Consider the following 23,956-nt stretch of genomic DNA (forward strand, 5'->3'; position numbering starts at 1 on the left):
GGGTCGGCATGTACCGCAAAGAGGTGAACGAGCGGAGCCCCATGCGGGTCTTCGAGGGGTCGATGCACGGCGGGCTGGGTCGCGGCAACGTCGGCGTCATCGTCGCTCGGCCCGGCGTGGGCAAGACGGCGTTGCTCGTGCAGATCGCGCTCGACGATCTGCTCCGGGATCGCAGGGTCCTGCACATCTCGCACGAGAACGCGGTCGACCACGTCCGCGCGTACTACGACGAGATCTTCCACGATCTCGCGCAGTCGATGCGGCTCCAGGAGCCGGAGGCCGTCCGGCTCGAGGTCGAGCGGCACCGGCAGATCTACTCGCACCTCGGCCATGTGAAGGCGCCGCCCGACGCGACCGAAGAGGCGGCGCGGCTGTGGGTCGAGAAGATGCTCGAGACGGTGGCGTTCGCGCGCGGCGTCGCCCACTTCGAGCCCGACGTGATCGTCGTCGACGGCTTCGACGTGGCGATCGCGTCGGAGCAGGCGATGGAGGCGCTCGGCCGCCTCGCCAAGGAGCGCTCCGCCGAGATCTGGATCGCGGCGCAGGTCGATGAGTCGATCCCCCCGGGCAAGCTGCCGGCCGCGCTCGAGAAGGTCGAGCGCCACCTCAGCGTGGTCGTCTACCTGCAGCCGGAGCGCGAGGTCGTTCGCCTGCGGCTGCTGAAGGACCACGGCAACAAGGACCTCGCCGAGCTCCACCTGCGCCTCGATCCGCACTCGATGCGGGTCATCGACGAGGACGTGCGTCCCCCGTCGGAGCGGCCGAAGGACCCGCGGCAGTTCCGCCTGCACTCGGGCGGAGCCAAGGGGGCCGAGGCCGAGTTCGGCGCCTGCGCCGAGCGGTACGGGGTGCAGGAGCTCAACTACAGCTTCGAGGGCCACCGGCTCCTCGAGCGCCAGCGGGGCGTGGTCGTGCTCGGGGACGACGAGCTGCGCAAGGGCGACTTCAGCCTCGTCTACGTGTCGCGGCGCCTCGGCCGCGTGCTGAGCGAGATCCCGCTCGTGCGCAACATCCTCCAGACGATCTGGCACCAGATCAACGCGGCCAACCAGGTCTTCGTCGTGGGGACGCTCCAGGACGACGGCACGGTGCGCGGCGGCACCGGCTGGGGCGCGGAGCTCGCGCGCCTCTGGAAGAAGCCGCTGTTCGTCTACGATCAGGAGAAGCGCGGCTGGTTCCGCTGGAGCGGCTCGGCCTGGGAGATGGCGCGGCAGCCGAGCATCATCAGCGAGAACTTCGCCGGCATCGGCACCCAGGATCTCAACGACGCCGGCCGCGAGGCCATCCGCGATCTCTTCGCGCGGAGCTTCGGCGAGCCCGGCTGAGCCGGCGCGCGGAGCGCCTCCCGTCCCCCCCGACACCTCTCGTCGACGTGAGGCGCTCCGGCCGCGCTGCGGAGCGCAGCGGGCCGGCGCGCGCCCCAGGCCGGCGTGGGCGCGCGGGCCTGCGGCGCCGGGCGGCTCAGGACGCGTGCTTCTGGATCAGCTGGGCGAGGCGGGGGACGGCGTCTTCGACGTTCTTCTTCGCCGAGCCGCGCAGCTTCTCGTAGGTACCGCGCACCACGCCGCTCGTCGAGGTCTTCGCCTTCTCGTCGGTGACGCTGAGGAGCGCGTCGGCGACCCGCGAGCGGTTCGTGGTCAGGTACGAGCTCGCATTGCCGCTGCCCGCAGCCTCGGCCCAGAGGGGATCGAGCTTCTTGGCGAACTCGGGCAAGAGCTTCTCGACCACCTGGGCGATGAAGCCGGGCTTGATGCCCTTCACGGCCGCGTAGCCGGCCTTGACCGCCAGGCCAGAGAGCCCGCCCTTCGAAGCCACCTCCTCGTCGACCAGCGTGCAGCAGTCGGCGATGACCCGTGATTTCTTGTTCGCATCGAGCAGCGTTTCGCTGAGACCCATTCTCGAACTCCTCCGGGCGCTTCGGGGACCGGACGAGGCCCCCGGACCCATGTCAGCGTGACCCCCGGCAGGGAGCCCCGACCACGTCGAGCGGACCTCCGGCCCGCTCCCGACACATCGAAGCGCGGCTCTTACCACAGCAGGTCAGAGGCAGGCATCGCAAGCGCCCACCCGAAAACCCTTCGGTCCAGGACGGTTCCTGCTCCTCCACGACCGCCCAGGATGGCCGCACATGGAGCGTCCAGCGCTTGATCTTCATCCGATTCCGTCCGATTGCCGTCCAATTGCCGTCCGCTTCCGTCCAATTGCCGTTCGCTTCCCGCTCGATTCTCGTTCGATTCGCGGGGAGACCGCATGCACGCCCGGCCCGAGCACGCCATACTCGCGATGTAAGTTAGATCACAAGTTTGGCGTAGCGGGCTCTCGCCGCCGTCATGGTGCGAGGCCTGCGGGGGGCTCATGGACGTCTACTGCGAAGTCTGCGGACTCGTCACCACGGTTTCCGGCGGCGCGCGGGGCGGGGCCGCGCCCGAGTGCCGCGTCTGCGGCGGCACGATGCTCCGCGCGCAGGGGAGGGGCACGGCCGGGCTGCCGGTGGCGGGCGCCGGGAGGCGCTCGAGCCGGCCTCCTCCTCCGCTGCGGCGGTCGAGCGCGCCCCCGGTGCCGCGGGACGACGACGACCCGACGATGATGGATCTCCGATCGCTCGCGCTGAAGTCGTTCCTCGCGAACCCTCCCGCCCCGAGGACGGCGGCGGCTGCGCTGGCGGGGAGCGCGGCTGCGCCGGCGACGGGCCGGGTCGCGGCGGCGACGCCGATCGCGGCGGCGACGCCGGTCGCGGTCGATGCGCCGCCGAGCGTGACCGATGTGCTGCGGGTCTACGACGCGCTCGCGCCGGTCGCGGCGCCCTCGCGGGCGCGGCACCGGGCCCGCGTGTGCGCGCTCATGGCGTCGGCGGCCGGCGCTCTGGCGATCGCCGCCGGGCTCGCGCTGTTCACCGGCCCGAGGTCCAGCGCGCCGGGGGACGTCCTGCCCCCCACCGCGCAGCGCGGCGTCTCCCGGGCAGGGGAGGTCGCGCGCGAGGTGAGCGCGCCGGACGAGGCGCCCGGATACCCCAACACGGCGCCCCCCGCGCGCGAGGCGCAGGCGCCTGGGGCTGGCGAGGGCGAGGCGGATGGTGCCGAGCCCGACGCGGCGCCGAAGCCGGCCGCCGCGGTCGAGGCGGGGGCGCGCGCGGCCACCGGTGCAGGCGCCCGCACGGCCTCCAGCGCAGGCGTCCGCGCCCTCGCCGCGGCAGGCGCGCGCGCGGCCTCCGCGTCGGGGGCCCGCGCGCGGCCTGCGCACCCGCCGGCGCCGCCGCCCGCGTCCGAGGAGGCGCCGCGGCCCGCGCCGCCGGTGTCGCTCACCGATGCGATGGCCGCCGCGGTCGCCGGCACCCCGTCTCCCGCCGCCGCGCAGGCAGAGCGGCAGGAGGACACCCGCGAGAAGTAGCCCGCGAACGCGGCGCGCGCCCGGCGAGCGTCAGCGCCGCGCCCTCCCGCGCCGCCGTCGCCCGAGGCCGGCTGCGGCCACGGCCACGGCCGCCGCGAGCGGCGGCCAGCGCGCCGCGCCCTCCGCCGTCGCGAGTCGGCAGCCGCAGCCGGCGTCGTCCTGGATTCCGTCCGCGCCTCCACCTGCGCCTCCGACGCCCGCCCCGCCGGAGCCGGCGCTGCCGCTCGAGGGGCCGCCTCCCGGGCCGGAGCCGGCGCTGCCGCTCGAGGGGCCGCCCCACGCGCCGGCGCCGCCCGCGCCGCCCGCGCCGCTCGTGGCGCCCTCGTCGAAGTACGCGCCGCAGGCCGGCCCGACGACCTGCCCGTCGCGCGCCGCGAGCGCGAGCGCGTAGACGCCCGCGCCGAACCCCACCATGGGCGCGTTGAACTTGTAGGCGCCGCTCGTCTCGTCGTAGGTCTCGGCGATCGCGAGGTAGTTCGCGGTCGACTGATCGAGCACCCAGCGGAGCAGCCGGTCCGAGCGCGCCTCGTCCCCCATGAGCCGCGCGGCGACCGCGCCGCGCAGATCGGTCACGACCCACTCGGCGCTGTCGTACTCGCTGCCCCAGGGGCTCAGGTCGTTCGCGCCGGCGTGATCGAAGCGGTCGTCGTTCCGGGACCACCCGGCGCCCGCGGGGACGAGCAGGTGCTCGTCGAGCCCGGCGAGCGTGGCGGCGGCGATGCGGCCCCGCGGATCGAACAGGCCCATCGCGATCCCCTCGAGCACCGCCGCGTCCCAGTAGCCCGCGCCCGACTCGAGCTCCTCCAGGCTCGCGGCCAGCGCGCCCGAGGCGTCCGTGAGCCGCGCGGCGATCGCGTCGCGCAGCCGGCTCGCGGCGTCGCGGTACCCCGCGGCCCGCTGCGCCTCGCCGCGCCGCGCCGCGATCTCCGCCGCGTCGCACAGGCCGCGCGCCGCGGTGATGCTCGTGTACGCGAACGAGCGCTCGCGCCCGTTCCAGTGGGTCTCCCAGATCGACGAGTCCTTCCGGACGAGGCCGGTGTCCGGGTCGATGAGCGCGACGAGCGCGTCCGCGACCTTCGACGACACGGCGGCCCAGCGCTCGTCCACGAAGGCCGTGTCGCCGGTGAGCTCCTCGTAACGGCGCAGCGCCCAGAGGAACAGGCCGAACCCGTCGAACTCGAGGTTCGGGCCGAAATCGTTGAAGTCGGTCTCCTCGACCCCGAAGCCGTGGTAGCGCACCAGGCTGATCTGGTACGGCGGCATGTCGTACGACGCGAGCTCGTTCCAGCGCTGGAAGCGCCCCGCCTCCGCGTCCAGGTAGTAGCTCAGCGCGTCGCGCGCCTCGGCCTCCATGCCGAGGACCGCCATGGCCACGGTGGCGTAGGCGCCGTCGCGGATCCAGGCGACCGTCCACTCGCCCGGCGGGAGGCTCGCGAGGACGGCGCCGCGGCCGCGGTGGGCGATCGTCGCCGGCAGCGCGGCGGGCGCGCCGCCGAGCGTCGTGCCGAAGCGCGTGGCGCGCGGCTCGGCGTCGCGCGTCAGGTGCTCGCGCAGGAAGGCGTGGCTCTCGCGGGACTGCGCCATCCGGAGCATCACGGCCGACTGCCGGAGCAACGCCGTCTCTTCGGGCGTCGCCGTGGGCGGCACCTTCAGCGAGCCCTGGAACGCGCGGTACGCGGCGATCTCGTCCGCGACCACCTCCGCCGCGCCCTTCGCGCCGAGGTACGCGTCGAGGGCGCCCTGCACGAGCGGGTCCGCCGCGCCCGAGGGGTCGCCGTGATGCGCGAACGCCACGCCGACCCACCGCGCCTCGCCGGGACCGATGCTGCCGAGGTCCCACTGGAACGCGCTCACGGAGCCGTCCGCGGTGGGCGCGGCCCCGTCGAGGTCCGGCAGATCGGCGACGGCGCCCTCCGCGACGATCCGGTAGACGTTGAGGTCCGCCGGGCTGCCCGCGCTCGACGCGCCGTGGCGCGCGGCCGGCTCGAGCGCGCGCGCGACGACCACGCCGGCGAAGGCGCGCTCGAGGAAGTCGCGCCGGCCCCCGCTCCCGTCGTAGGCGACGGTCTCGCCCGACTCGCCGATGTCGGTCATCACGCCCGGGCGCCCGAAGCCGAGGTGGAAGTTGTGCAGGGAGAAGGCCGACACGCCCTCCGCCGGCACCTCGCCCCGGTTCTCGACGCGCATCGCCATCACGAACCCCGCCTGCCCGAGGCCCTGCGGCGCGAAGAAGAGCTGCGTGCACTCGAGGTTGCCGACCCGCTGCACCATCGTGACGACGCCCGTGCCGCCGCGCTCCCCGTCGGTCCAGCCGGCGTAGCCGCTCGCGTCGAGATCGACGGGGACCTCGGTCAACCACCGCTGCCTGCCCTCCGAGCGCAGCCCGAAGTACGCGTCGTAGAGCAGATCGCGCGTGGGCACGGCCTGCGGCTGGTTGCCGATCCAGACCTCCTCGCCGCGCTCGTCGAGGAGCGGTTCCTCGGTGGCGAACAGGTGCTCGCGGAAGTGGGTGAGCCTCGCCTGGTTCAGATCGAGGAGCACCGCGCCGAACCCGTTCGACGAGGGCAACCGGAAGAACGTGCGCTGCACCGGGACCTCGGCCCGCGCCGCGCCGGGAGCGGCGACCGCGGCCGCCGCGCCGAGCGAGAGGAGCGCGGCGCCGAAGGCATGGAAGGCGCTGCGGGAGGCGCGAGGCGGGCCAGATCGTTGGTGCCCAAAATATTCCCGCAGCGGGGGCTGGCGATGCATCGCGGCACTTTACAGGAATGATTGTCCTCCCGGCGCGCCGGCCCGCCGGCGGCCGCTCAAAATGCTGCAACACGCTCCGTGGCGTGGTAACGGCATGCCCATGACAAAACTGCCCGCGTTGATCCTCGTGGTCGCGGCGCCCCTTGCCGCCTTCGCGGCCGGCTGCGGCTCCGATCCGCAGCCGCCGGCGAATGTCGGCGGCACCGTCGCGCCCCCTCCGGTGATGAACACGGCGGCGCCCGCCCCGAAGCAGGACACGACCAAGCCGACGAGCGGGTCGATCCGCATCGACGACAAGATCCTCAAGGCCTGCGGCGATCTGCCGACGGCCCGCTTCGCGTTCGACTCGACGGCGATCGAGGGCGAGGCGGCGAGCGCGCTCGACGCGCTGGCGCGCTGCTTCGTCTCGGGCCCGCTCAAGGGCAAGGGGATGAAGCTCATCGGTCACGCCGATCCTCGCGGGGAGACGGAGTACAACCTGGGCCTCGGCCAGAAGCGCGCCGGCAGCGTCGCGGAGTACCTCGCCAAGAAGGGCCTCGAGCAGGGCCGCATCGCGACCTCGTCGAAGGGCGAGTTCGAGGCGACCGGCGCGGACGAGGAAGGCTGGGCGCGCGACAGGAAGGTCGACATCCTGCTGGCGGACTGAGCGTCGCGCGCGGCGCTGGACGATGTGAAGAGGGCCACGGCCGCGCTTCCAGGTGAGAGAGGGGGCCGCGGTCGCAAACTGCACTGAACGGGGCCGCGCGCGCGGATCCCCGACGAGCCGATTCCCTGACCCGAAGAGATCGATATGGCCTTCCTGCAAAGCGCGCCCGAGGCGGCGACGGCGGTCCCGATCAAGCTCGATCCCGTCTCCCTGGTCCTCCACGCCTCCGGTCCCGTCTTCCTGGTCGTCTGGCTGCTGATCTTCGCGGCGATCCTCGTCTGGGTGATCGCCGTCCTGAAGGTCCTCCAGCTGACCCGGCTCTCGGCGCAGCAGGCGCGGTTCGAGCAGGAGTCGGCGCACGCCCACTCGCCCGATCAGCTGTTCGCGCTCGCGCAGCGGCACGCGGACGCGCCGGGCGCCCGCGTGGTGCTGGAGCTCAGCCGCCGCGCCGGGACCCACAAGCTCCTCGACTCGATCGCGAAGCGCGCGATCGTGACCGAGACGCAGCGGGCGAGCGCGCTCATGCCGACGCTCTCGTCGATCGCGGCGGCGTCGCCGTTCATCGGCCTGTTCGGCACCGTCTACGGGATCATGGACGCGTTCCTCCGCATCGGTCAGCAGAAGAGCGCGTCGCTGCCCGTCGTCGCCCCGGCCATCGGCGAGGCGCTCATCGCGACCGCGATCGGGCTGTTCGCCGCGATCCCCGCCGTCATCGCCTACAACGCGCTCAACAAGCGCATCGACGACCTGCTCTCGGCGCTCGAGGCCGCGAGCGAGGGCTGGGTGGAGATCGCGTCGCTCTCGGCGCGGGCGGTGCAGGAGTCCATCCCGCTGGCGCTCCAGCGGACGAGCGACCGGCCCACGCCGGTGATGTCGAAGGGCTGAGGGGCGGGGCCGGTCATGGCGATGTCGGTGGGCGGAGGGCGCAGGCGGCGGGGCGGCGGGTTCAGCGAGATCAACGTCACGCCGCTCGTGGACGTGATGCTGGTGCTCCTCGTGGTGTTCATGGTCACCGCCCCGCTGCTCACGGCGGGGCTCCGGGTCGAGCTGCCCAACGTCTCCGCCGAGGAGGCGCCGACAAAGGACACGAAGCTCGTCGTGACCATCACGAAGGAGGAGAAGATCCTCTTCGGTGAGGACGACGCGACCGCCGACATCGAGGGGGTGCTCGCGTCGAACGGGCGCGTACAGAAGGAGAAGGAGCTCTACATCCGCGCCGACAAGGACGCCCGCTACGGCGCCGTGGCGCGGGTCGTCGCCGCCGCCCGGGCCGCCGGGGTCGAGGGGCTGAACCTCCTCGTCCAGCCAGAGATCGAGCCGGAGGGCGCGGCGCCGCGGCCCGGCGGCGGCGCGCCGCCACCTGGAGGAGCGGCGCCTTGAGCCCGGCCGCGGCGCGCGCGCCCGGGCCGATGACGCCGCCAGGGAAGCGCCGACCGAAGAGCGACTTCCGCCCGCGGGACGTCGCGCTCGCCTTTGCGGTGGCGATGGGCGTGCAAGCGGGCGCCGCCGTCGCGGTCAGCCTGGCGGACCTCGCCGTGCCCGCGGCGGTGCCCGAGATCGAGAAGGGGCCGAGCGTCCCGGTGAAGGTCACCCCGGTGCTCGACATGGACACGCCGCTGCTCAAGCTGGGCGGCAAGCGCGACAAGATGAAGCTGCCCGACCGGTGGGTGCGCCAGACGCCCAAGCCGCGCGTCGAGCAGAAGGCGTTCGTGTCGCCGGACGCGGGCAAGACCGAAAAGGACATCCCGCCCCCGGAGGTGAAGGTCGCCGACGCGGGCACCGCGCCGCCGCCGCCCGACGCCGAGATCGCGAAGCAGGTCGACACCGAGCTCGAGCCGAAGACCGACGCCGGTGAGGTCGCCAACGTCGACCAGGAGGGACACCAGGACGGCGTGGCCGAGGGGACGGAGACCGATCCCCTCAAGGCGCGCGCGGTGGACCTGTACCTGGCCCGCATCGCGGGCTGGTTCTCGAGCAGGTTCCGCGTGAGCGGCTCGGGGCTCCCGCCGGAGGAGCTCACGAAGCACAAGCCGCGCGCGGTGATCGTTTTGTCCGACGGGCAGATGGTGAGCTACACGCTGACGCCGAGCGGGAATGCCATCTTCGACGCGGCCGCGCGGGCGACGCTCGAGGGGGCGAAGGGGCAGGCGCTGCCGCCGCCGCCCGAGAACTATCCCGACCTCGGTCAGAAGCAGGTCAGCGTCACGTTCGTCTGTAGGGAGACCACATGCGACTAGCTCAATACGCCCTCGGCGCGCTGGCGCTCGCTGCCGCCGCGCTCGCTGCCAACCCTGCTCCGGCGCAGGCGCCGGCCTCCACGGCGCCCCCCAACCCGGACGAGATCCTCGGTCACATCACGGTCGTCGCCGGCGCGTCGCGCCCGCTCCCGAAGATCGGCGTCCTGCCGTCGCTCGTCTCCGACCCCGAGGACGTGACGCTCCACAGCGTGGTCCGGCGCGACCTCGAGCTGTGCGGCGAGTTCGAGGTGCTGCCCGACAGCGCCGCGCCCGACGGCCTGTACCTCTCCGACAGCCCGGTGGACGTGAAGGCGTGGTCCGCGAAGGGGGTCGAGGCGGTCGTGAGCGTGCGCGGCAAGAAGGTCGGCCCGGACAAGGTCGAGCTCGTCGGCCAGGCGTTCCTGGTGAACCGCGGGCAGGCCCCGGTGTTCGACAAGAAGTTCATCGTGCCGCTCCGCGACGTGCGCTTCGAGTCGCACCGGGTGGCCGACCAGCTCATCGGCGCCCTCACCGGCCAGAACGGCGGCTTCGCCAGCCACATGACGTTCGCCTCGGGCTCGGGCTCGCTGCGCCGCGTCTTCACGATCGACGCCGACGGGCACGACGCCAAGGCCGTCTCGCCGCCCGATCAGACCGCCATCGCCCCGGTGTTCGGGAAGAACGAGCAGCTCCACTACGCGGCGAGCGTGAAGGGCGACGAGTACAAGATCTTCACGCCGGCGGGCGGCCCGCTGGCGCTGCCGGTGAAGGGCTCGGTCTACGGGATCGCCTTCTCCAAGGATCGTTCCCAGGTCGCGCTCAGCATCGGGGTGGGGTCGACGATCAAGCTGTTCTCCGGGCCCGACTTCCAGAGCATCAAGCCGACGTCCGAGGTGGGGATGGCGCTCCACCCGGCGTTCACGCCGACCGGCAAGCTCGCCTTCTCCGGCGAGGGCAGGTACGGGCAGCGCATCTACGTGGGCGACAAGGCGATCTCGCCGGAGGGGCTCTTCGCGTCGGCGCCCACGTTCTGCAACCACCCCGACGGGGTGAAGGCGGTCTATGCCGTCGGGGTCGGCAAGAACACCGACCTTGTCGTCTCGGGGGAGACGGGCGGCGGCCTCGCGCGGCTGACCCAGAGCCAGGGCAGGAACGGGTACCCGGCTTGCAGCCCTGATGGGCGGCTCGTGGCCTTCTTCTCCACGCGCACGTCCGGCGAGGGCCCGGGGCTCTACATCATGCGCGTCGACGGGCAGCGCCCCAAGCGCATCTCCAACCTGCTCGGGGACTCGCTGCGGTGGGATCCCCTTCCTCCCGGCAAGGCCGTCGAGGCGAAGAACTGACCCGCTCGCGGGCGCCGTTCCAGCGCGGCGCCCGCTGACCCGAGCTCGGCGGTGCTGCGCAGATCGGGGGCGCGGCGTGCGGACGCTGCACACGCTGTGGCAAGGCGTCCCGCGCGGTCGGCCTCCAGAGCCCCGCTCCAGCGCGCGACACGCCGCGAGCCGCGCCGCGGGCGGTGCGGCCCGGACATCCGGCGCGCGGGACCAGGGGGCGCCGCGTCGCGGCTGGATCCAGGGGCTCTCCGTCCGACAACTTCTTCGGCCCAGGCCCGTCTGACGTGGCTAGCTCCTGCGCGATCACGTGCGTCGCCGCGGAGAGCGGAGCGAAGGGAGGCCGCGCCGGCGGTCACCGCTTCTTTGGCCCGCTGCGTCGGACGCGGTTAGCCTCCGGACTGCTCAGGGGTGAGTTGGCTGGAAAATTGCACGGGAATTGCAGTAGGCCGCCCTGGTCAGCCAGCGAAACGAACATGGAGAAGAGCATGGTGTCGAGCCGTATCTGGACCGCCATCGCGATCGTCTGGTCCTTCTGCGCCGGTGGTTGCAGCTCGGCGGCGGCGGTTCACGAAACGAGGATCAGCGAGCAGGGGGGGTTCCGGAACCCGGATCACCGGCTCGCCCCGCGAGAGGACGGGGGATACTGCAGCGCCGAGGTGCTCCGCTGGCAGTACGACGAGCCGTCGGCGACGCTCCGGCTCGCCGATTCCCGTTTGATGCTCGATTGCTGCGGGAAGCGCGCGATTCACGTCGAGCGGATCGACAGCCTCTACGAGGTCACCGAGCGGGACGAGCCGGACGACGTCGAGGGGCGCTGCAGCGAGCAGTGCGCCTTCGATCTGTCCGTGGGCATGCAGGACGTCCCGCGGGGCGAGATCTATGTGAAGCTGCTGCGCGACGTCGTCGATCAGCAGGGCAGTCCGGCCGTGGTCTGGAGCGGCACCCTCGATCTGGACGTCACCGCGGGCGCGGTCGTCCTCGACGACGCCCCCGCGGACGCCGGCTGCCATGAGCAGAGCTCGCCGCGCCGGCGCAGCACGACCGTCGCCTCGAGGTGACCACCGCACCCCCGTCGCCCCGCCGTGCGCCGTGTCAGCGGGACGGGCGGCCGGCAACGGATCGCGGGCAGCTGTCTGGCGCCGCACCTTGATGGTGGGATGCTGGAGCAGGTCGACCGACCATGACGTCCAAGGTCAGAGAGCCGGGCGTATTCTGCCACGTTTCACCTGGACATTTATTCCCGAAACGCGTAGATCACACTCGAGTGTGCGTGCAGCTGCTCCGGGGTGTGGTGGCACGCGCCTCCTACGTACGCCAGACAGCGACTGTCTCCGCGACAATTGCCGCAGAGACAGATCGAGCCTTCTTATTGAAGCCCTGGTTCTTCATTTTGGGCGTATTTTAACAGTGGGGCCATATAGCCAAGGAAGTCTGGGCATGAAGTACGCGGCGGTCTGTAGGGCACTTGCAACGGTGGGTTCGCTGGTTCTCCTGAGCGCGTGTCTGGAGACCGAGCCTGCGCAGGTGGGGATCGTGAGCGAGGCCGGCGGCTTCGTGGAGCCGGAGCGGAGGCTCGCCGTCGAGGGGGAGGAGAGCTACTGCGGCGCCGAGGTGCTGCGCTGGCGCTACGACCGATCGAGCGGATCCCTGACGGTCGCGGACAGCCGGCTCCTGCTCAACTGCTGCGGCCAGCGTGTGATGCACGTGGACCGGATCGACAGCATCTACGAGATCACCCAGAGGGACGAGCCCGACGCGGCGAACCCGAGGTGTGATTCGGTCTGCGCGTTCGACTTCGCGGTGGCGATTCCCGAGGTCGCCCCGCGCAAGATCTACGTGCGGCTGCTGCGGGACGTCGTCGACGCGCAGGGCAGCGCGGAGCTCATCTGGCAGGGGGAGATCGACGTCCGGAAGCTGTCCGGCGAGGTGGTGATCGACCACGTCGCTGCGCCGGGCGAGGCCTGCAGCGAATCGTCCCAGTAGGCGCTCGCCGCTCCGGCGCGCGCGAGAGCCGCCGGCGAGCGTGGGCTCGCGCCAGCGGGCCACGCGTCCTGCATGACGGGGGCTGCGCCTCCGAACGAGCACGCGGCCGCGCGACGGCGCCGGCCGAAGGACGGCTCGTCGGCGGCAACGCGCGGTAGCCGCAACGGCGCGGCCGTCGCCCTCAGTCGATCAGCGTGCGCGCGGGGCGACCGGGCTCGCACTTCACGAGCGTGGCGGTCAGCTCGAGCGTCTCGGGGAGCGTGCCCTGCACCTGCGCGACGACCTGCTCGACCACATGCTGGGCCTCGTCCAGGTTGGGACCCACGATCGAGACGACGAACGTGAGCGGGCCGGTGCGCCCGGCCGCGGCCGGCGTCAGGCTGAGCAGCAGCGTCTGGGTCAGGTCCACAACCTGAAGCGCCGCCTTGCGCAGCGCGAGCATCTCGAGGATCGTCGGCCGCAGGCTCACGAGGCCGTTCTGGCCGCGGAGCTCGAAGCGCGCGATCTCCATCGGCACCTCGGCCCACTCGGCGAAGAAGCCGTCCTCGTCGATGGCCTTCATCAGGTGCTCGCGCACGAGCAGCCCCGTGAGGCCGTCGCGCCGCGCAAGGTAGCGCTTCGCCTTGTCGTGGTGCGGCGAGTCCGGTCCGAACGTGACCACCATGAGGCGGCACTCGCCGAGCTGCACCTCGGCGCCGTGGAGCAGCGAGACCTGCGCTTTGCGCTCGAAGGGGAAGTCCGCGTACGTGCCGTTCGTGCTGTTCAGATCCTCGACAAGCCAGGAGCCCGTCTGCCAGCGAAGGAGCGCGTGCGACCCGGAGACGGTCGCCTCGGCCAGGACGAGATCCTGATCGCTGCGGCGGCCGATGGAGAGCACCGGCTTCTGCAGCGGGAACAGCGTGGTGACGCTGTCCGGCGCGTTCGTGGCGTACGTGATGAGCAGCGACTGCGCGCCGGGGGTGAACTGCGTCTTGATGGCCCGACCGGGCGCCGGGCCGGGGTCGATGCGCTCGCGCGGCAGCTGGATCGGCGCGGTCGTGGTCTGCGTCGGGTTGAAGAACCGCATGTGCCGCGCCTGCGGGCGCATCTGCGGATCCGGGTTCAGCCCGCGGAAGATCTGCCTGATCTCGTCGTTCGTCAGCGCGGCGGGCACGTCGAACGTGATCTGCTGCTTCATCGTCTTGAGCCGCGGCTTGTAGCCGGGCTCGGGGACGCGGCAGGTCCACATCTCCCAGAGCGTCAGCGACGCGGCGTAGACGTCGTCCTCGGGGCTCGCCCCGCCGCTGCGCAGCCGCTCCGGCGACATGTAATGAGGCGTGCCGCCGTCCGGGGGCGCACCCGGCTTGCGCACGGCCGCGCGGGCGCGCTCCTTCGCGAAGCCGAAGTCAAGGATGACGGCGCGATCGTCGGCGACCATCACGTTGCCGGGCTTCAGGTCGCCGTGCACAAGCCCCTGCTGGTGGATGGCGGCGAGCCCCGCGCAGACGTCGGTCGAGATCTTGCGGAACTCGTCGGCGCTGAACCCGCCGGACGTCTTGCGCTTGCGGATGTGGTTGTGGAGCGTCTGCCCGGGGATGTACTCCATCACGAGGATGGGCCCCCACGTGCTCGGCGCGAGGTCGTGCACGCGGCAGACGTTCGGGTGACGCGCCTTCTGCGCGAGGATCACCTCCTGCCGCAGGGCCTCGTCGTCGCCCGGCATGGCGGAGGCCTCGGGCACCACCTTGAGCGCCACCTGCTGCTGGGTCAGGCGATCAAAGGCCAAGAACACCTCGCCCATGCCGCCTTTGCCGATGCTCTTCAGGACCTCGTACCGGTCGTTGATGACCGTTCCGACGTCGATGGGAGGGAGGGGATCTTTGGTCACGGCCACGGGCGCACGAAGGGTGAGGAAGAGCTCCGCGCCGGCGCCGAAGCTGACGCGCCGGCACGTCGATACGGACTGCGCGCAGGGTCGTCCATTCGAGCCCCGGGCGCAACGAGTCGTTGCACAAGCGTTGCGGCTTGCCCGTTCGGCGCGGGACGGGGCGGGGCCGGGGAGCGCGCCGCACGGCCGGCAGCGCGTGGCCGCCGCGGCCGCGGCGCCGTCCACAGGAGGGCGGCGCCCCGCGCGGTGTTCAGGAGAACGGCCGCGCCGTGTGGGCGTGGTTCAGCGGACCGTGGCCGTGGCCGAGCCCGGGCGCGGCGCGCATCGCCTCGCGGAGGTAGCGGCGGGCACGCGCGATCGCAGGGACGAGGGCCAGGCCCTGGGCGAGGCCGGCGGCGATGGCCGAGGCGAGCGTACAACCCGTGCCGTGAGTCGCGCGCGTCTCGATGCGCGCGTCCTCGAACAGCTGCTCACCCCCGGGGCGCCCGGAGGCGCCGGGCTCCGGCGCGGTCCGGAGGACGTCGACGACCGCGGCGCCAGGGAGGTGGCCCCCCTTCAGCAGCACGGCGCGCGGGCCCATGGAGAGCAGCTGCGCGGCGGCGCGGCGCATCGCGTCCACGCTGTCGATCACCGTGCCGGTCAGCGCCTCGGCCTCCGGGATGTTCGGCGTGAGCAGCGCGGCGAGCGGCAGGAGCCGGACGCGCAGGGCGCCCTCCGCGTCGGACTCCAGCAGGCGCGCGCCCCCCTTGGCGACCATGACGGGGTCGACAACGAGCGGCGTGCCGCGGCCGAGGCGCTCGTAGACGCGCGCGACCTCGGCGATGACCTCGGCCGAGTGGAGCATGCCGGTCTTGATCGCGTCGGCGCCGATGTCGTCGAGCACGAGCTCCATCTGGCGGCCGATGAAGTCGGGCGGCACCGGGAACACGGCGGCGACGCCGCGGGTATTCTGGGCGGTGAGCGCGGTGATCGCGGTCGCGCCGTACGCGTCGAGCGCGGTGACCGCCTTGAGGTCCGCCTGGATGCCGGCGCCGCCGCCCGAGTCGGACCCGGCGACGATGAGGACGCGGCCTTTCATGAAGCCTCCGGGCCGCGAGGGGCGGCCGGCCATGTGTCGTTCACGAGCACCCGCGCTGCACGTCAGTAATGCTTGTCGAGGACCGCGGGATCGGTCGTCGTCGAGAACACCGTGTCGCAGCGACGGCACCTGTACTTCACCTTCGTCGGCCGGGCCGAGATCCCGAACGCGAGCTGGATGTACCCAAGGAAGCGGTATTCTGCCTCCGCGCTCACCATGTGGTGGTCACGGCCGTGTCCGCAGGGGCACTGGACCAACCCGGACGTCGTGCTGTTGCGGTAGGGCATGGAAGGGGCGCTCGTCGACATGGCGTTCCGGGTATTCTAGGGGGTCTGCGGCGGACGTCGAGGGGGGCGCCGCGGAACAGGCCCGGAGGAGGCGATCGGGCGGCGCGGGCAGGCGTCTCGCGGCCAGGGCCGTGCACTGCGGCGCATCGGCCCTGCGCCGACCGGCGCTTTGCGTCCCGCCGCGGACCGAATAGGACATGCCGCCATGCGCCCCGCACTTCGCGCCGAGCAGCTGGTGAAGCGGTACGGCGACTTCACGGCCGTGGACGGGATCGACCTCGCCGTGCACACCGGCGAGATCGTCGGCCTGCTCGGGCCGAACGGCGCGGGCAAGACGACGACCCTGCGGATGCTCGCCGGCATCCTGTCGCCGACCGCGGGGCGCGTCCTCATCGGCGGCGTCGACCTCGCCGCGAGGCCGCTCGAGGCGAAGCAGCGGATCGGCTTTCTCTCGGGCGACACCCAGCTCTACCAGCGGCTCACGCCCCGCGAGGTGCTCCGCTACTTCGGCAGGCTGTACGGCATGGGCGAGGCAGCGCTCTCGCGCCGCATCGACGCGCTCGTGGCCGACCTCGAGATGGACGCGTTCGCCTCGCGGCCGTGCAGCACGCTGTCGGCGGGGCAGAAGCAGCGCGCCAACATCGCGCGCGCCTTCCTCCACGAGCCCGAGGTGCTCATCCTCGACGAGCCGACGACCGCGCTCGACATCATCAGCGGCCGCTTCATCGTCGAGTCGATCCGGCGCGAGCGCGCCGCGGGCAGGGCCGTCCTCTTCTCGACGCACATCATGGGCGAGGCCGAGTACCTCTGCGATCGGATCGCCCTCGTGCACGAGGGGCGCATCGCGGACACCGGCGCGCTGCCGGAGCTCCTCGCGCGCACCGCCACGACGAACCTGACGGACGCCTTCCTCCACCACGTGGAGCGGCGCCGCCCGCGCGAGGCGCGCGATACGCCCGGGGGCGCCGGCGCGCCCGCTCCGGGAGGGACGGCGCGATGAGGCTCGCCATCGTCTGGACCATCCTCCGCAAGGAGCTCGTCGAGTCGCTCCGGGACCGGCGCACGCTCGTGCGCCTCGTCCTCGTGCCGATCCTCCTCTATCCGCTCTTCGCGCTCGGGATGAGCAAGCTCATCGGCTCCGAGGCGGCGGCGCGCGAGGCGCGCGCGTCGCGGATCGCGGTGTGGGGGGAGCTGGCCGAGGGCCTGCGGACGCGGCTCGAGCCGGCGGGCAAGATCGAGCTCGTGCCGTGGGCCGGCGCGCCGCCGGACGTGCGCGACGGGCTCCTCTCGGGGGCGCTCGCGCCGCCGGCGGGACCGGTGCCCCGGAGCGAGGAGGAGGAGGCGCCCGGGGCCGAGGACCCGCCGCCGAGGTGGAGCGAGCCGGAGAACCCCGTGCTCGCCGCGGCGCGCGCCGCGGTGAGCGAGCGCAAGGTCGACGCGGTGCTCGTCCCGTGGCCCTCGCTGGGGACCGAGCTCGGGCGGGGCGGAAAGGGCTCGGTCGCGATCTACTTCGACTCGGTCCGCGCCGACTCGGCCACGGCGGAGGCGCGCCTCCAGGGCGCGCTGCGGCGCGCCCGCGCGGCCATCGTCGCGGAGCGAGAGGCGGCGCGCGGCCTGCCCGAGGGGTTCTCGATCGCCTACGACGTCGTGCCGCGCGACGTCGCGGCCGACAGCCGCAAGGTCGGCCAGATCCTCGGCTCGATGATGCCGATGATGCTGATCCTGATGTCGCTCCTCGGCAGCTTCCTCCCGGCGATCGACCTCACGGCGGGCGAGAAGGAGCGCGGCACGATGCAGACGCTGCTGTGCGCGCCCGTGCGATCCATCGAGATCATCTCGGGCAAATTCCTGGCCGTGTGGGTCATCTCGCTGCTCACGGCGCTCGGCAACGTGGTGAGCCTGTCGCTCACGGTGAGCCGGATGCTGCCCGACGTGATGGTCGTCGATCCCTGGATCTTCGCGCTGACGTTCGCGCTGCTCGTGCCGGTCACGCTCCTGTTCTCGGCGCTGTTCCTCGCGCTCGCCGTGTTCGCGAAGGACTTCAAGGACGGCCAGAACGCGCTCATGCCGGCGTACCTGCCGCTCTCGCTGCTCGCCGGCATCACGGCCCTGCCGGTTGTCGAGCTCAACCCGTGGACGGCCTACGCTCCGGTCCTCAACATCGCGGTGCTGATCAAGGCGCTGTTCGTGGGGGAGGCGCCGGCCGATCTCCTCTTCACGGCGCTCCTCTCCTCGGCGCTCTACGCCTGCCTCGCGCTCCTCTTCGCCGCGCGCGTGTTCGAGCGCGAGAACGTGCTGCTCGGGGGCCAGGAGTCGGCGCGCGCCGTGCTGGGCCTCCGGCGCCGGGCCGGCGGGACGCCGTCGGCCGGGTTCTCGCTGGCGGCGTTCGCGGGCGTCCAGGTGCTCTTCTTCTATGGCAGCCTGCTCATCGCCCGCGCCAGCGTGGCCGTCCAGCTCGCGGTCTCGCAGGTCGGCTTCTTTCTCGCCCCGACCCTCGCGCTGGTCGCTGGCTTCGGCTACTCGCCGCGGGCGACGCTCGGCCTCCGGCGGCCCTCGGTCCGGGGCCTCGCCGGGGCGCTGCTCCTCGGGGTGTCGGCGTGGGCCGCGATCGGCGGCACCGTCCTCCGGTGGTTCCCCGCGCCGGAGCCCTTCGCCCGCGAGCTCGGCGAGCTCGTGCTGCTCGGCGGGCAGCCGTACCCTGTCGTGCTGCTGCTCGTCGCCGTGACGCCGGCTGTCTGCGAGGAGCTGCTGTTCCGCGGCCTCGTCTATTCCGGCCTGCGCCGCGCCGGGCCCGCGGTGGCGATCGGGGTGTCGGCGCTCCTCTTCGGGCTCGCGCACGGCTCGGTGTACCGGCTCTTGCCGACGTTCTCGCTCGGGCTGGTGCTCGGCTACGCGCGCCACCGCACCGGCTCGGTGCTGCCCGGGGCGCTCCTGCACGCCTTGAGCAACGGGCTCGCGGTGTCGCTGCTCTATTTCAAGCCGCCGTCGGTGCAGGGCATCATCGAGGGAGAGGTGCTGCCGTGGAGCGTGACGGCCGCGGGGGCGGTCGTGTCGCTGGCCGGGCTGCTCCTGCTCCGGTCGACGGTGCCGGGAGAGCCGGAAGACGGGGCGGCGACGAAAGCGAGCGAGCGCCGAGAGAGCGAGGCTGTCGGAGACGGCGCGGGAGCGGACTGAGGCTGGCGAACGCGGTGGCGGTGTGGGCGGGCGCTCGGGGATGGGCGGCCGCCGCGAGCGCAGCGCCAGTGGAACCACATCGCCGCGGCCGCAGGCGCGGAGTGCCGCGACGCGCTCAAGCTCTCCGGCGCGCGGTTTCAGCCGCTGCCGGACATCGCGAAGCCCAGCAAGAAGGGGTGCGGCATCCCGCACGGCGTGCTGCTGACGCGCGGCCCGACTGGCATCGTTTACTCGCCTCCGCTTCAGGTCGACTGCTCGCTGGCCCTCCGACTGGCCGATATCGAGCGCGTGGTCCAGGGAGAGGCGGAAGCGCGCCTGAGCTCGCCGATCTCCCGCATCAGCACCCTGGGGAGCTACGCTTGCTAGGGAAGTGGTCGGCAGGATGCGCCGGTGGAGCGCGGTGCTGAGCGAGCACTCGTTCGGCAATGCATTCGATGTCGCGCGCTTCTCGCCGAAGCGCGGCCGCGCGATCAGCGTGCTCCGCGATTATGTGCGCTACGGGAACGACCCGAGCACCCGCGAGGGGCGCTTTCTCCGCGGCGTGACCCGTCGACTCCGCGCCGAGGGGGCGGCATCGCGCGTCCTCGGGCCGGACTGCGACGCGAGCCGCCGGGACCACCCGCACATCGATTGCGGCACGCCGCGCTGGTACTGAGCCGCGGCCCCCGCGCTCACCGCGGCCCGGCCCGCAGCTCGAGGATCCGCACGTCGTACGGCGCGAGCTCCACGGCGTGGACCGGGGATTGGCCGCCCAGCTCGGTCAGGTGTCCCGAGGCCAGCTCGGGCTCGACCGAGAGCGGCTCGCCGGCCTGGCTGACCAGGAACACGAAGCGGCGGCCATCCCGGTGGCGCAGGGTGTCGGCCGCGACGCGCGGGTCGTCCACGATCACCGGCCGCCGCACGCCGGCGAGCTCGGCGAGCGCGTCGTACAGCCTGTAGGTGGGCTCCGGGTTGATCCGCGGGGTCGCCGCGGCGAAGTGCTCGATCGGGTAGGTGCAGAGCACGACGCTGCCGCTCCCGATCTGGCGCCGCAACAGCGCCGGCCGGCCGCGCTCGTCGACCGCGACGACCTCCGCCCCCCTGGGCCGCACCGGCAGGTAAGCGCGGCTGTGCTCGGTGCCGGCGACCGGGAATGTGAGCGTCGTGCCCTCGGCGATCGTGCCGAACCGGCGCTCGAAGGTGAGCGTCACGCGATCGCCCTCGATCGGGTCGACCATGCCGTAGCGCAGCTGGTGCTCGACACCGAACATCGCATTGAGGTGCGCGTACCAGGGACCGCGCTGCGACCCGTGCGTGCCGTGGGAGTACGACGCATAGACCACCGCGCCGCCCGAGGCCAGCCGCTCCAGGAGATGCCAGCTCGGCGCGGTGAGCTGCTTGGCCGACGGCAGGAGATACAGCCGGCAATCCTCGGCGATCCCGTCCCGCTCCCGGGTCAGCCCGAGCGGCAGATCCGCCTCCTTCGCCGCGATGTAGGCCTGTCGCAGCATCGTGAACAGGTAGCTGCGATCCTCGGCCTCGGTGAACGGAAACGCGCCCTCCAGGTACGACGGCACGATCAGCGCCGCGTCGGCCGGCTCGCGCTCGCAGCCGAGGACGTCGATGTCGGCGAGCACCCTGGCGAAGCGGGCCATCTCCTTTAGCTGCGGCTTGGGGCGACCGTCGGTGGTCGTCAGCCCGAAGTGGAGCTCGAAGGGGTGATGCCTGTAGGGATCCTGGTGAATGAGATCGAAATCGGTGTTGTTCCAGCCGATCCAGCCGGTGGCGCCGGCCAGCAGCGTGTTGTGGAGGACCTGCCGGTAGTAGTGCGCGGCGTTCTCGTCGGACGCGAAGCCCGAGGACACGCCGAACTCCTCCAGCACCACCGGCTTGCCGAGGAAGCCCGTGAGCTCGCAGACGAACGCCGCGCCGTAATGCTGGCGCACCAGGTCGTTCTCCATCCGGTACACGTGCGGGCCGAGGAAATCGACGAGGGCGCCGAGGTCGCGGACGGAGAACCCGTTGTCGTTGCCGGTGACCTCGATGCCCCACGCGCCGTCGCCGATCGAGATTGGCTGGCTCGCCCCGCCGGCCCGCAGCGCCTGCACGAGCAGGCCCGCCCAGCTCGTGACCGTCTCGCGGACCGAGCGCTCGCGCTCGCCGTAGATCGGCATTTCGTTGGAGATGAGCCAGCCGGTCACCGCCGGGTGGCCCGCGAAGCGCCGCGCCATCTGCTCGCCGAACCACGCCTGGCGGGCGACCATCCACACGTCCCCGTAGAGATCTCGCCCGCGCCGCCAGACCGGGTCCCAGTTCTCGCCGGACATGTGGCCGACGAGGAGGGTCGGGATCGTGGTCAGGCCGGCTTCCACATGCGCCTCGAGGAAATCGCCGTAGCGCTCCACGCAGCCCTCGTCGATCCGGTCGGGCTCCGGCATGAAATGGGGCCAGTAGAAGAACGATCGGGTCATCGTGAGGCCGTGCTCGGCGAGCACCCGGAGCTCCTCGCGGACCAGGGCCGGATCGTAGCTCTGCCACATGAGCGGGCCGCCGCGCCTCGACCAGAAATTGGCCCCGAGCCAGGCGACGGCCTGTTGACGAACAGCGACTTTGGCGAAATTGCGGTGCATATCCCTCGATCAGGCGACTTAATCGGTTCAGTGTGCAGCCTGCAAGGGAGGAACGCACCCCCGGCGGCGCGAGGTCGGCTCAGGTGCGAGGGGGCGGCGCGGTGCTGCCCCGCGTCGCCAGCGTCGGCGCGCTGCACTCGACGTCGGCGATCTCCTCGCCGGCCACGAGGCGCAGGAGCAGCGCGGCGGCGCGGGAGCCGTGCTCGGCGATGTTGCGGCGCACCGCGGTCAGGGCGGGGTGCACGAGCTGGCACAGCGCCGAGTCGTCCCAGGCCACGATCGAGAGGCGCTCGGGCACGGGGACGCGCATCTCCTGGGCGACGGCGAGCGCGGCCACGGCCATCACGTCGTTGTCGAAGACGATGGCCGTGGGCGGCGTGGTCCCGGCGAGCAGCCGCCGCGTGGCCTGGCCCCCCGCCTCGCCCGTGTAATCCGCGTGGACCGTCTGCACCCGCTCCAGCCGGCGCTGGCGGGCAGCCGCGTTGAACGCCTTGGTGCGGAGCCCGGTGTGCATGAACTCCGCGGGGCCGGCGACCCGCGCGATCGACCGGTGACCGAGCGCGGCCAGGTAGTCGACAACCGCCCGCATCGCGCTCGCGTCGTCGCTCCACACACCCGCGAGCCGCCCCTTGCCCGCCGGTCCGCCGACCACCACCGCCGGGAGCTTCAGCTCCTCGATCAGCTTCACGCGCGGATCGCCCTCGCAGAGGTCGACAAGGATCACCCCGTCCACCCGCCGCTCCGCCCACCAGCGGCGGTACGTCTCCAGCTCGGCCGCGCGATCCTCGGTCACCTTGAGCAGCAGCGCCTCCGCCTTCTCGGACAGCTCCGCCTCGATGCCGGAGATGAGCTGCATGAAGAACGGCTCGATGCCGAGCGTGTGAGCGGGCCGATCGATGACCAGACCGATGGCGCTGGCCCGGCCGTCGGAGAGCGCCCGCGCCGCGTTGCTCGGCTGCCAGCCGAGCTCCGCCGCGATGGCCAGGATCCGCTCGCGCGTCGGCTCCGACACGCCGGGCCTGCCGTTCAGCGCGTAGGATACCGCTCCCTTGGACACTCCCGCACGCCACGCGATGTCCGTGATCGTCGGACGCTTCACGCCTCACCTCCGCTCCAGGCGACGGAGCGCGCCTGCCGTGTGGACCTGCTCCGTCTCATGGCCCCGGTTGGATAGCACGACGGCCTGCGGGCGAGCCTCACGCCGCGCACGGCCGGACGCCGCGGGAGGCTGCCGAGCCAGCGCAGCCGCTCCCACACCCTCGCCCACCGCAGGCGCCGCGGGCGAGGGGCCGCGCCGGACGAGCGCGCTCGGATCGGCGTCGCGTCGACAGGCAGCCGTGGACTGAATCGGTTCAGCGTTGTGAGCCGGCGCGCCTCTCAGGGGCGGCGCCGGTCACGTCACTTCCAGGAGCTCGCGCCCGGTGATGCCGAGCAGGAAGAGGATGGCGTCGAGGCCGCTCGCGGACAGCGAGGTGTCCGCGGCCTCTCGCAGCTTGGGCTTCGCCCGGAACGCGACGCCGAGGCCGGCGCGCTGGAGCATCAGGAGGTCGTTGGCGCCGTCGCCCACGGCGATGGTCTGATCGAGCAGCACGCCCTCCGCCTGCGCGATGGTCTCGAGCAGCTCCGCCTTGCGTTGCGCGTTGACGATGGGCCCGGTGACCCGGCCGGTGAGCTTCCCGCCCTCCACCTCCAGCGCGTTCGAGTAGGCGTAGTCGATCCCGAGCCGCGCCTTCAGCGCCTCCGCCGCGATCGAGAAGCCGCCCGAGATCACCGCGGTCCGGTAGCCGAGCCGCCTCAGCACGCGGATGAGCGTCTCTGCGCCCTCGGTGATGGGGAGCTCGGCGGCCAGCTTCTGGAGCACGCCGACGTCGAGGCCGCGGAGCAGCGAGAGCCGCTGGCGGAGCGACTCGTCGTAGTCCATCTCCCCTTGCATCGCCCGCTCGGTGATCTTCGCGACCTGCTCCGCGACGCCCTTTGCGCGCGCGAGCTCGTCGATCACCTCGATGCGGATGAGCGTCGAGTCCATGTCCATCACGACGAGCCGCTTGCTCCGGCGGAAGAGGCCCTCTCGCTGCAAGGCGAGGTCGAAGCTGCTCTGCGTGGCGAGCGCCAGGAGGGCCTGCTTGAGCGCGTCGGCCTCCTCCTCGCGCTGGAGCAGCACCTGGATCTCCACCGAGGAGAGCCGCTCGACCGACAGCCGCGCCACCTTCTCGATGTTCGCGCCGTGGGCGGCGAGGGTGGAGGCGACGTCGTGCAGCTCCTTGGCGCCGAGCTCCCGGCCGATCGCCGTCACCACGTAGCGGCTCCCGGGAGCGCGCGGCGGCGCGCCGCCGTCGAGCGGCTTGAAGTCGAGCGCCACGCCGAGCTCCTTGGCGGCGAACAGGAGCTCCTTGAGCGCGCTGCGCGCCTCGGGGAAGAGCACGAGCAGCGCGAGGTTCAGGTTTCCGTGGATCACCACCTGCTCGATGTCGAGCAGCGTGGCGCCGATGTCGCTGAGGACGCCGGTGAGCCGGGCGGTGATGCCAGGGTGGTCCCTGCCCGTGACCGTGACGAGGATGGGATCGGAGGCGGCCATCGCGGGCCCCTTAACAGGGCCGCGCCGCAGGGTCGACGTGGATTGCGCGCGA

Annotated in this window: 21 protein-coding genes; 13 read left to right on the forward strand and 8 right to left on the reverse strand. The window is 72.5% G+C overall.

The window, feature by feature from the left end; all coding sequences use genetic code 11:
- Positions 1 to 8: 8 nt before the first annotated feature.
- Positions 9 to 1,325, forward strand: a complete 1,317-nt coding sequence (locus WMF28_RS03675) for a hypothetical protein (protein WP_437600649.1) — start codon at positions 9 to 11, stop codon at positions 1,323 to 1,325.
- A gap of 136 nt (positions 1,326 to 1,461) precedes the next feature.
- Here the strand turns inward: WMF28_RS03675 and WMF28_RS03680 are convergent, their stop codons facing one another.
- Positions 1,462 to 1,896, reverse strand: a complete 435-nt coding sequence (locus tag WMF28_RS03680; RefSeq protein WP_437600650.1) for a DUF6918 family protein — start codon at positions 1,894 to 1,896, stop codon at positions 1,462 to 1,464.
- 459 nt (positions 1,897 to 2,355) lie between these two features.
- Here WMF28_RS03680 and WMF28_RS03685 point away from each other — a divergent pair, with 459 nt between their 5' ends.
- Positions 2,356 to 3,387: a hypothetical protein gene (locus tag WMF28_RS03685; RefSeq protein WP_437600651.1), complete on the forward strand. Its 1,032-nt coding sequence runs from the start codon at positions 2,356 to 2,358 to the stop codon at positions 3,385 to 3,387.
- Between the two features lie 30 nt (positions 3,388 to 3,417).
- On the opposite strand, the gene WMF28_RS03690 is transcribed toward WMF28_RS03685, so the two are convergent.
- A complete protein-coding gene (locus WMF28_RS03690) occupies positions 3,418 to 6,135 on the reverse strand; it encodes a glycoside hydrolase family 15 protein (RefSeq protein ID WP_437600652.1) in 2,718 nt (905 codons plus the stop codon).
- A 100-nt stretch (positions 6,136 to 6,235) separates the two neighbouring features.
- On the opposite strand from WMF28_RS03690, the gene WMF28_RS03695 reads away from it, so the two are divergent.
- The 7 genes from WMF28_RS03695 (at position 6,236) to WMF28_RS03725 (ending at position 12,314) form a co-directional block, all read left to right on the forward strand.
- On the forward strand, positions 6,236 to 6,781 hold the full coding sequence (locus tag WMF28_RS03695; RefSeq protein WP_437600653.1) for an OmpA family protein: 546 nt from the start codon (positions 6,236 to 6,238) through the stop codon (positions 6,779 to 6,781).
- Positions 6,782 to 6,925: 144 nt separating this feature from the next.
- Positions 6,926 to 7,666: a MotA/TolQ/ExbB proton channel family protein gene (locus WMF28_RS03700; RefSeq protein ID WP_437600654.1), complete on the forward strand. Its 741-nt coding sequence runs from the start codon at positions 6,926 to 6,928 to the stop codon at positions 7,664 to 7,666.
- Between the two features lie 15 nt (positions 7,667 to 7,681).
- The gene (locus WMF28_RS03705) at positions 7,682 to 8,161 is read left to right on the forward strand and encodes a biopolymer transporter ExbD (RefSeq protein WP_437486552.1); all 480 of its coding nucleotides are present in this window, start codon (positions 7,682 to 7,684) and stop codon (positions 8,159 to 8,161) included.
- Entirely contained in the window at positions 8,158 to 9,018 is an 861-nt protein-coding gene (locus WMF28_RS03710; protein WP_437600655.1) for a TonB C-terminal domain-containing protein, read from the forward strand. The genes WMF28_RS03705 and WMF28_RS03710 overlap by 4 nt, the downstream gene beginning before the upstream one ends.
- Positions 9,009 to 10,340 carry a tolB protein gene (locus WMF28_RS03715; RefSeq protein ID WP_437600656.1) on the forward strand — a complete coding sequence of 444 codons (1,332 nt, stop codon included), beginning with the start codon at positions 9,009 to 9,011 and terminating at the stop codon, positions 10,338 to 10,340. The genes WMF28_RS03710 and WMF28_RS03715 overlap by 10 nt, the downstream gene beginning before the upstream one ends.
- A gap of 476 nt (positions 10,341 to 10,816) precedes the next feature.
- On the forward strand, positions 10,817 to 11,389 hold the full coding sequence (locus WMF28_RS03720; protein ID WP_437600657.1) for a hypothetical protein: 573 nt from the start codon (positions 10,817 to 10,819) through the stop codon (positions 11,387 to 11,389).
- A 415-nt stretch (positions 11,390 to 11,804) separates the two neighbouring features.
- Complete coding sequence (locus WMF28_RS03725; RefSeq protein ID WP_437600658.1) at positions 11,805 to 12,314, forward strand: hypothetical protein; 510 nt, start codon at positions 11,805 to 11,807, stop codon at positions 12,312 to 12,314.
- A 181-nt stretch (positions 12,315 to 12,495) separates the two neighbouring features.
- On the opposite strand, the gene WMF28_RS03730 is transcribed toward WMF28_RS03725, so the two are convergent.
- The 3 genes from WMF28_RS03730 to WMF28_RS03740 all read right to left on the reverse strand — a co-directional run bounded on the left by WMF28_RS03730 (position 12,496) and on the right by WMF28_RS03740 (position 15,567).
- Positions 12,496 to 14,181 (reverse strand): protein kinase domain-containing protein, encoded by a 1,686-nt coding sequence (locus WMF28_RS03730; protein WP_437600659.1) that lies wholly within the window; start codon positions 14,179 to 14,181, stop codon positions 12,496 to 12,498.
- Between the two features lie 250 nt (positions 14,182 to 14,431).
- Entirely contained in the window at positions 14,432 to 15,259 is an 828-nt protein-coding gene (thiD, locus tag WMF28_RS03735; protein ID WP_437600660.1) for a bifunctional hydroxymethylpyrimidine kinase/phosphomethylpyrimidine kinase, read from the reverse strand.
- A gap of 62 nt (positions 15,260 to 15,321) precedes the next feature.
- Positions 15,322 to 15,567 (reverse strand): hypothetical protein, encoded by a 246-nt coding sequence (locus WMF28_RS03740; RefSeq protein ID WP_437600661.1) that lies wholly within the window; start codon positions 15,565 to 15,567, stop codon positions 15,322 to 15,324.
- Between the two features lie 184 nt (positions 15,568 to 15,751).
- On the opposite strand from WMF28_RS03740, the gene WMF28_RS03745 reads away from it, so the two are divergent.
- From WMF28_RS03745 to WMF28_RS03760, 4 genes are all read left to right on the forward strand, one after another.
- Complete coding sequence (locus WMF28_RS03745; RefSeq protein ID WP_437600662.1) at positions 15,752 to 16,546, forward strand: ABC transporter ATP-binding protein; 795 nt, start codon at positions 15,752 to 15,754, stop codon at positions 16,544 to 16,546.
- Positions 16,543 to 18,720, forward strand: a complete 2,178-nt coding sequence (locus tag WMF28_RS03750) for an ABC transporter permease subunit/CPBP intramembrane protease (protein WP_437600663.1) — start codon at positions 16,543 to 16,545, stop codon at positions 18,718 to 18,720. Before WMF28_RS03745 ends, WMF28_RS03750 begins: the two co-directional genes overlap by 4 nt.
- A 78-nt stretch (positions 18,721 to 18,798) precedes the next feature.
- The gene (locus WMF28_RS03755) at positions 18,799 to 19,086 is read left to right on the forward strand and encodes an extensin family protein (protein WP_437604205.1); all 288 of its coding nucleotides are present in this window, start codon (positions 18,799 to 18,801) and stop codon (positions 19,084 to 19,086) included.
- A 16-nt stretch (positions 19,087 to 19,102) separates the two neighbouring features.
- On the forward strand, positions 19,103 to 19,375 hold the full coding sequence (locus tag WMF28_RS03760; RefSeq protein WP_437600664.1) for an extensin family protein: 273 nt from the start codon (positions 19,103 to 19,105) through the stop codon (positions 19,373 to 19,375).
- Positions 19,376 to 19,391: 16 nt separating this feature from the next.
- Here the strand turns inward: WMF28_RS03760 and WMF28_RS03765 are convergent, their stop codons facing one another.
- The 3 genes from WMF28_RS03765 to serB form a co-directional block, all read right to left on the reverse strand.
- The gene (locus WMF28_RS03765) at positions 19,392 to 21,329 is read right to left on the reverse strand and encodes a glycoside hydrolase 5 family protein (protein ID WP_437600665.1); all 1,938 of its coding nucleotides are present in this window, start codon (positions 21,327 to 21,329) and stop codon (positions 19,392 to 19,394) included.
- A gap of 79 nt (positions 21,330 to 21,408) precedes the next feature.
- A complete protein-coding gene (locus WMF28_RS03770; protein WP_437600666.1) occupies positions 21,409 to 22,428 on the reverse strand; it encodes a LacI family DNA-binding transcriptional regulator in 1,020 nt (339 codons plus the stop codon).
- 294 nt (positions 22,429 to 22,722) lie between these two features.
- The gene (serB, locus tag WMF28_RS03775; RefSeq protein ID WP_437600667.1) at positions 22,723 to 23,904 is read right to left on the reverse strand and encodes a phosphoserine phosphatase SerB; all 1,182 of its coding nucleotides are present in this window, start codon (positions 23,902 to 23,904) and stop codon (positions 22,723 to 22,725) included.
- Positions 23,905 to 23,956: the final 52 nt, after the last annotated feature.

Origin of the sequence: Sorangium sp. So ce590 (assembly GCF_051521365.1) — a bacterium.
Lineage (GTDB): Bacteria > Myxococcota_A > Polyangia > Polyangiales > Polyangiaceae > Sorangium.

Bases quoted from the DNA above. Each gene is read 5' to 3' on its own strand.
- WMF28_RS03765 (WP_437600665.1), bottom strand. From the start codon at position 21,329: ATGCACCGCAATTTCGCCAAAGTCGCTGTTCGTCAACAGGCCGTCGCC.
- WMF28_RS03675 (WP_437600649.1), top strand. From the start codon at position 9: ATGTACCGCAAAGAGGTGAACGAGCGGAGCCCCATGCGGGTCTTCGAG.
- WMF28_RS03720 (WP_437600657.1), top strand. From the start codon at position 10,817: ATGGTGTCGAGCCGTATCTGGACCGCCATCGCGATCGTCTGGTCCTTC.
- WMF28_RS03760 (WP_437600664.1), top strand. From the start codon at position 19,103: ATGCGCCGGTGGAGCGCGGTGCTGAGCGAGCACTCGTTCGGCAATGCA.
- WMF28_RS03690 (WP_437600652.1), bottom strand. From the start codon at position 6,135: ATGCATCGCCAGCCCCCGCTGCGGGAATATTTTGGGCACCAACGATCT.
- WMF28_RS03700 (WP_437600654.1), top strand. From the start codon at position 6,926: ATGGCCTTCCTGCAAAGCGCGCCCGAGGCGGCGACGGCGGTCCCGATC.
- WMF28_RS03715 (WP_437600656.1), top strand. From the start codon at position 9,009: ATGCGACTAGCTCAATACGCCCTCGGCGCGCTGGCGCTCGCTGCCGCC.
- WMF28_RS03695 (WP_437600653.1), top strand. From the start codon at position 6,236: ATGACAAAACTGCCCGCGTTGATCCTCGTGGTCGCGGCGCCCCTTGCC.
- thiD (WP_437600660.1), bottom strand. From the start codon at position 15,259: ATGAAAGGCCGCGTCCTCATCGTCGCCGGGTCCGACTCGGGCGGCGGC.
- serB (WP_437600667.1), bottom strand. From the start codon at position 23,904: ATGGCCGCCTCCGATCCCATCCTCGTCACGGTCACGGGCAGGGACCAC.
- WMF28_RS03685 (WP_437600651.1), top strand. From the start codon at position 2,356: ATGGACGTCTACTGCGAAGTCTGCGGACTCGTCACCACGGTTTCCGGC.
- WMF28_RS03750 (WP_437600663.1), top strand. From the start codon at position 16,543: ATGAGGCTCGCCATCGTCTGGACCATCCTCCGCAAGGAGCTCGTCGAG.
- WMF28_RS03740 (WP_437600661.1), bottom strand. From the start codon at position 15,567: ATGTCGACGAGCGCCCCTTCCATGCCCTACCGCAACAGCACGACGTCC.
- WMF28_RS03705 (WP_437486552.1), top strand. From the start codon at position 7,682: ATGGCGATGTCGGTGGGCGGAGGGCGCAGGCGGCGGGGCGGCGGGTTC.
- WMF28_RS03745 (WP_437600662.1), top strand. From the start codon at position 15,752: ATGCGCCCCGCACTTCGCGCCGAGCAGCTGGTGAAGCGGTACGGCGAC.
- WMF28_RS03680 (WP_437600650.1), bottom strand. From the start codon at position 1,896: ATGGGTCTCAGCGAAACGCTGCTCGATGCGAACAAGAAATCACGGGTC.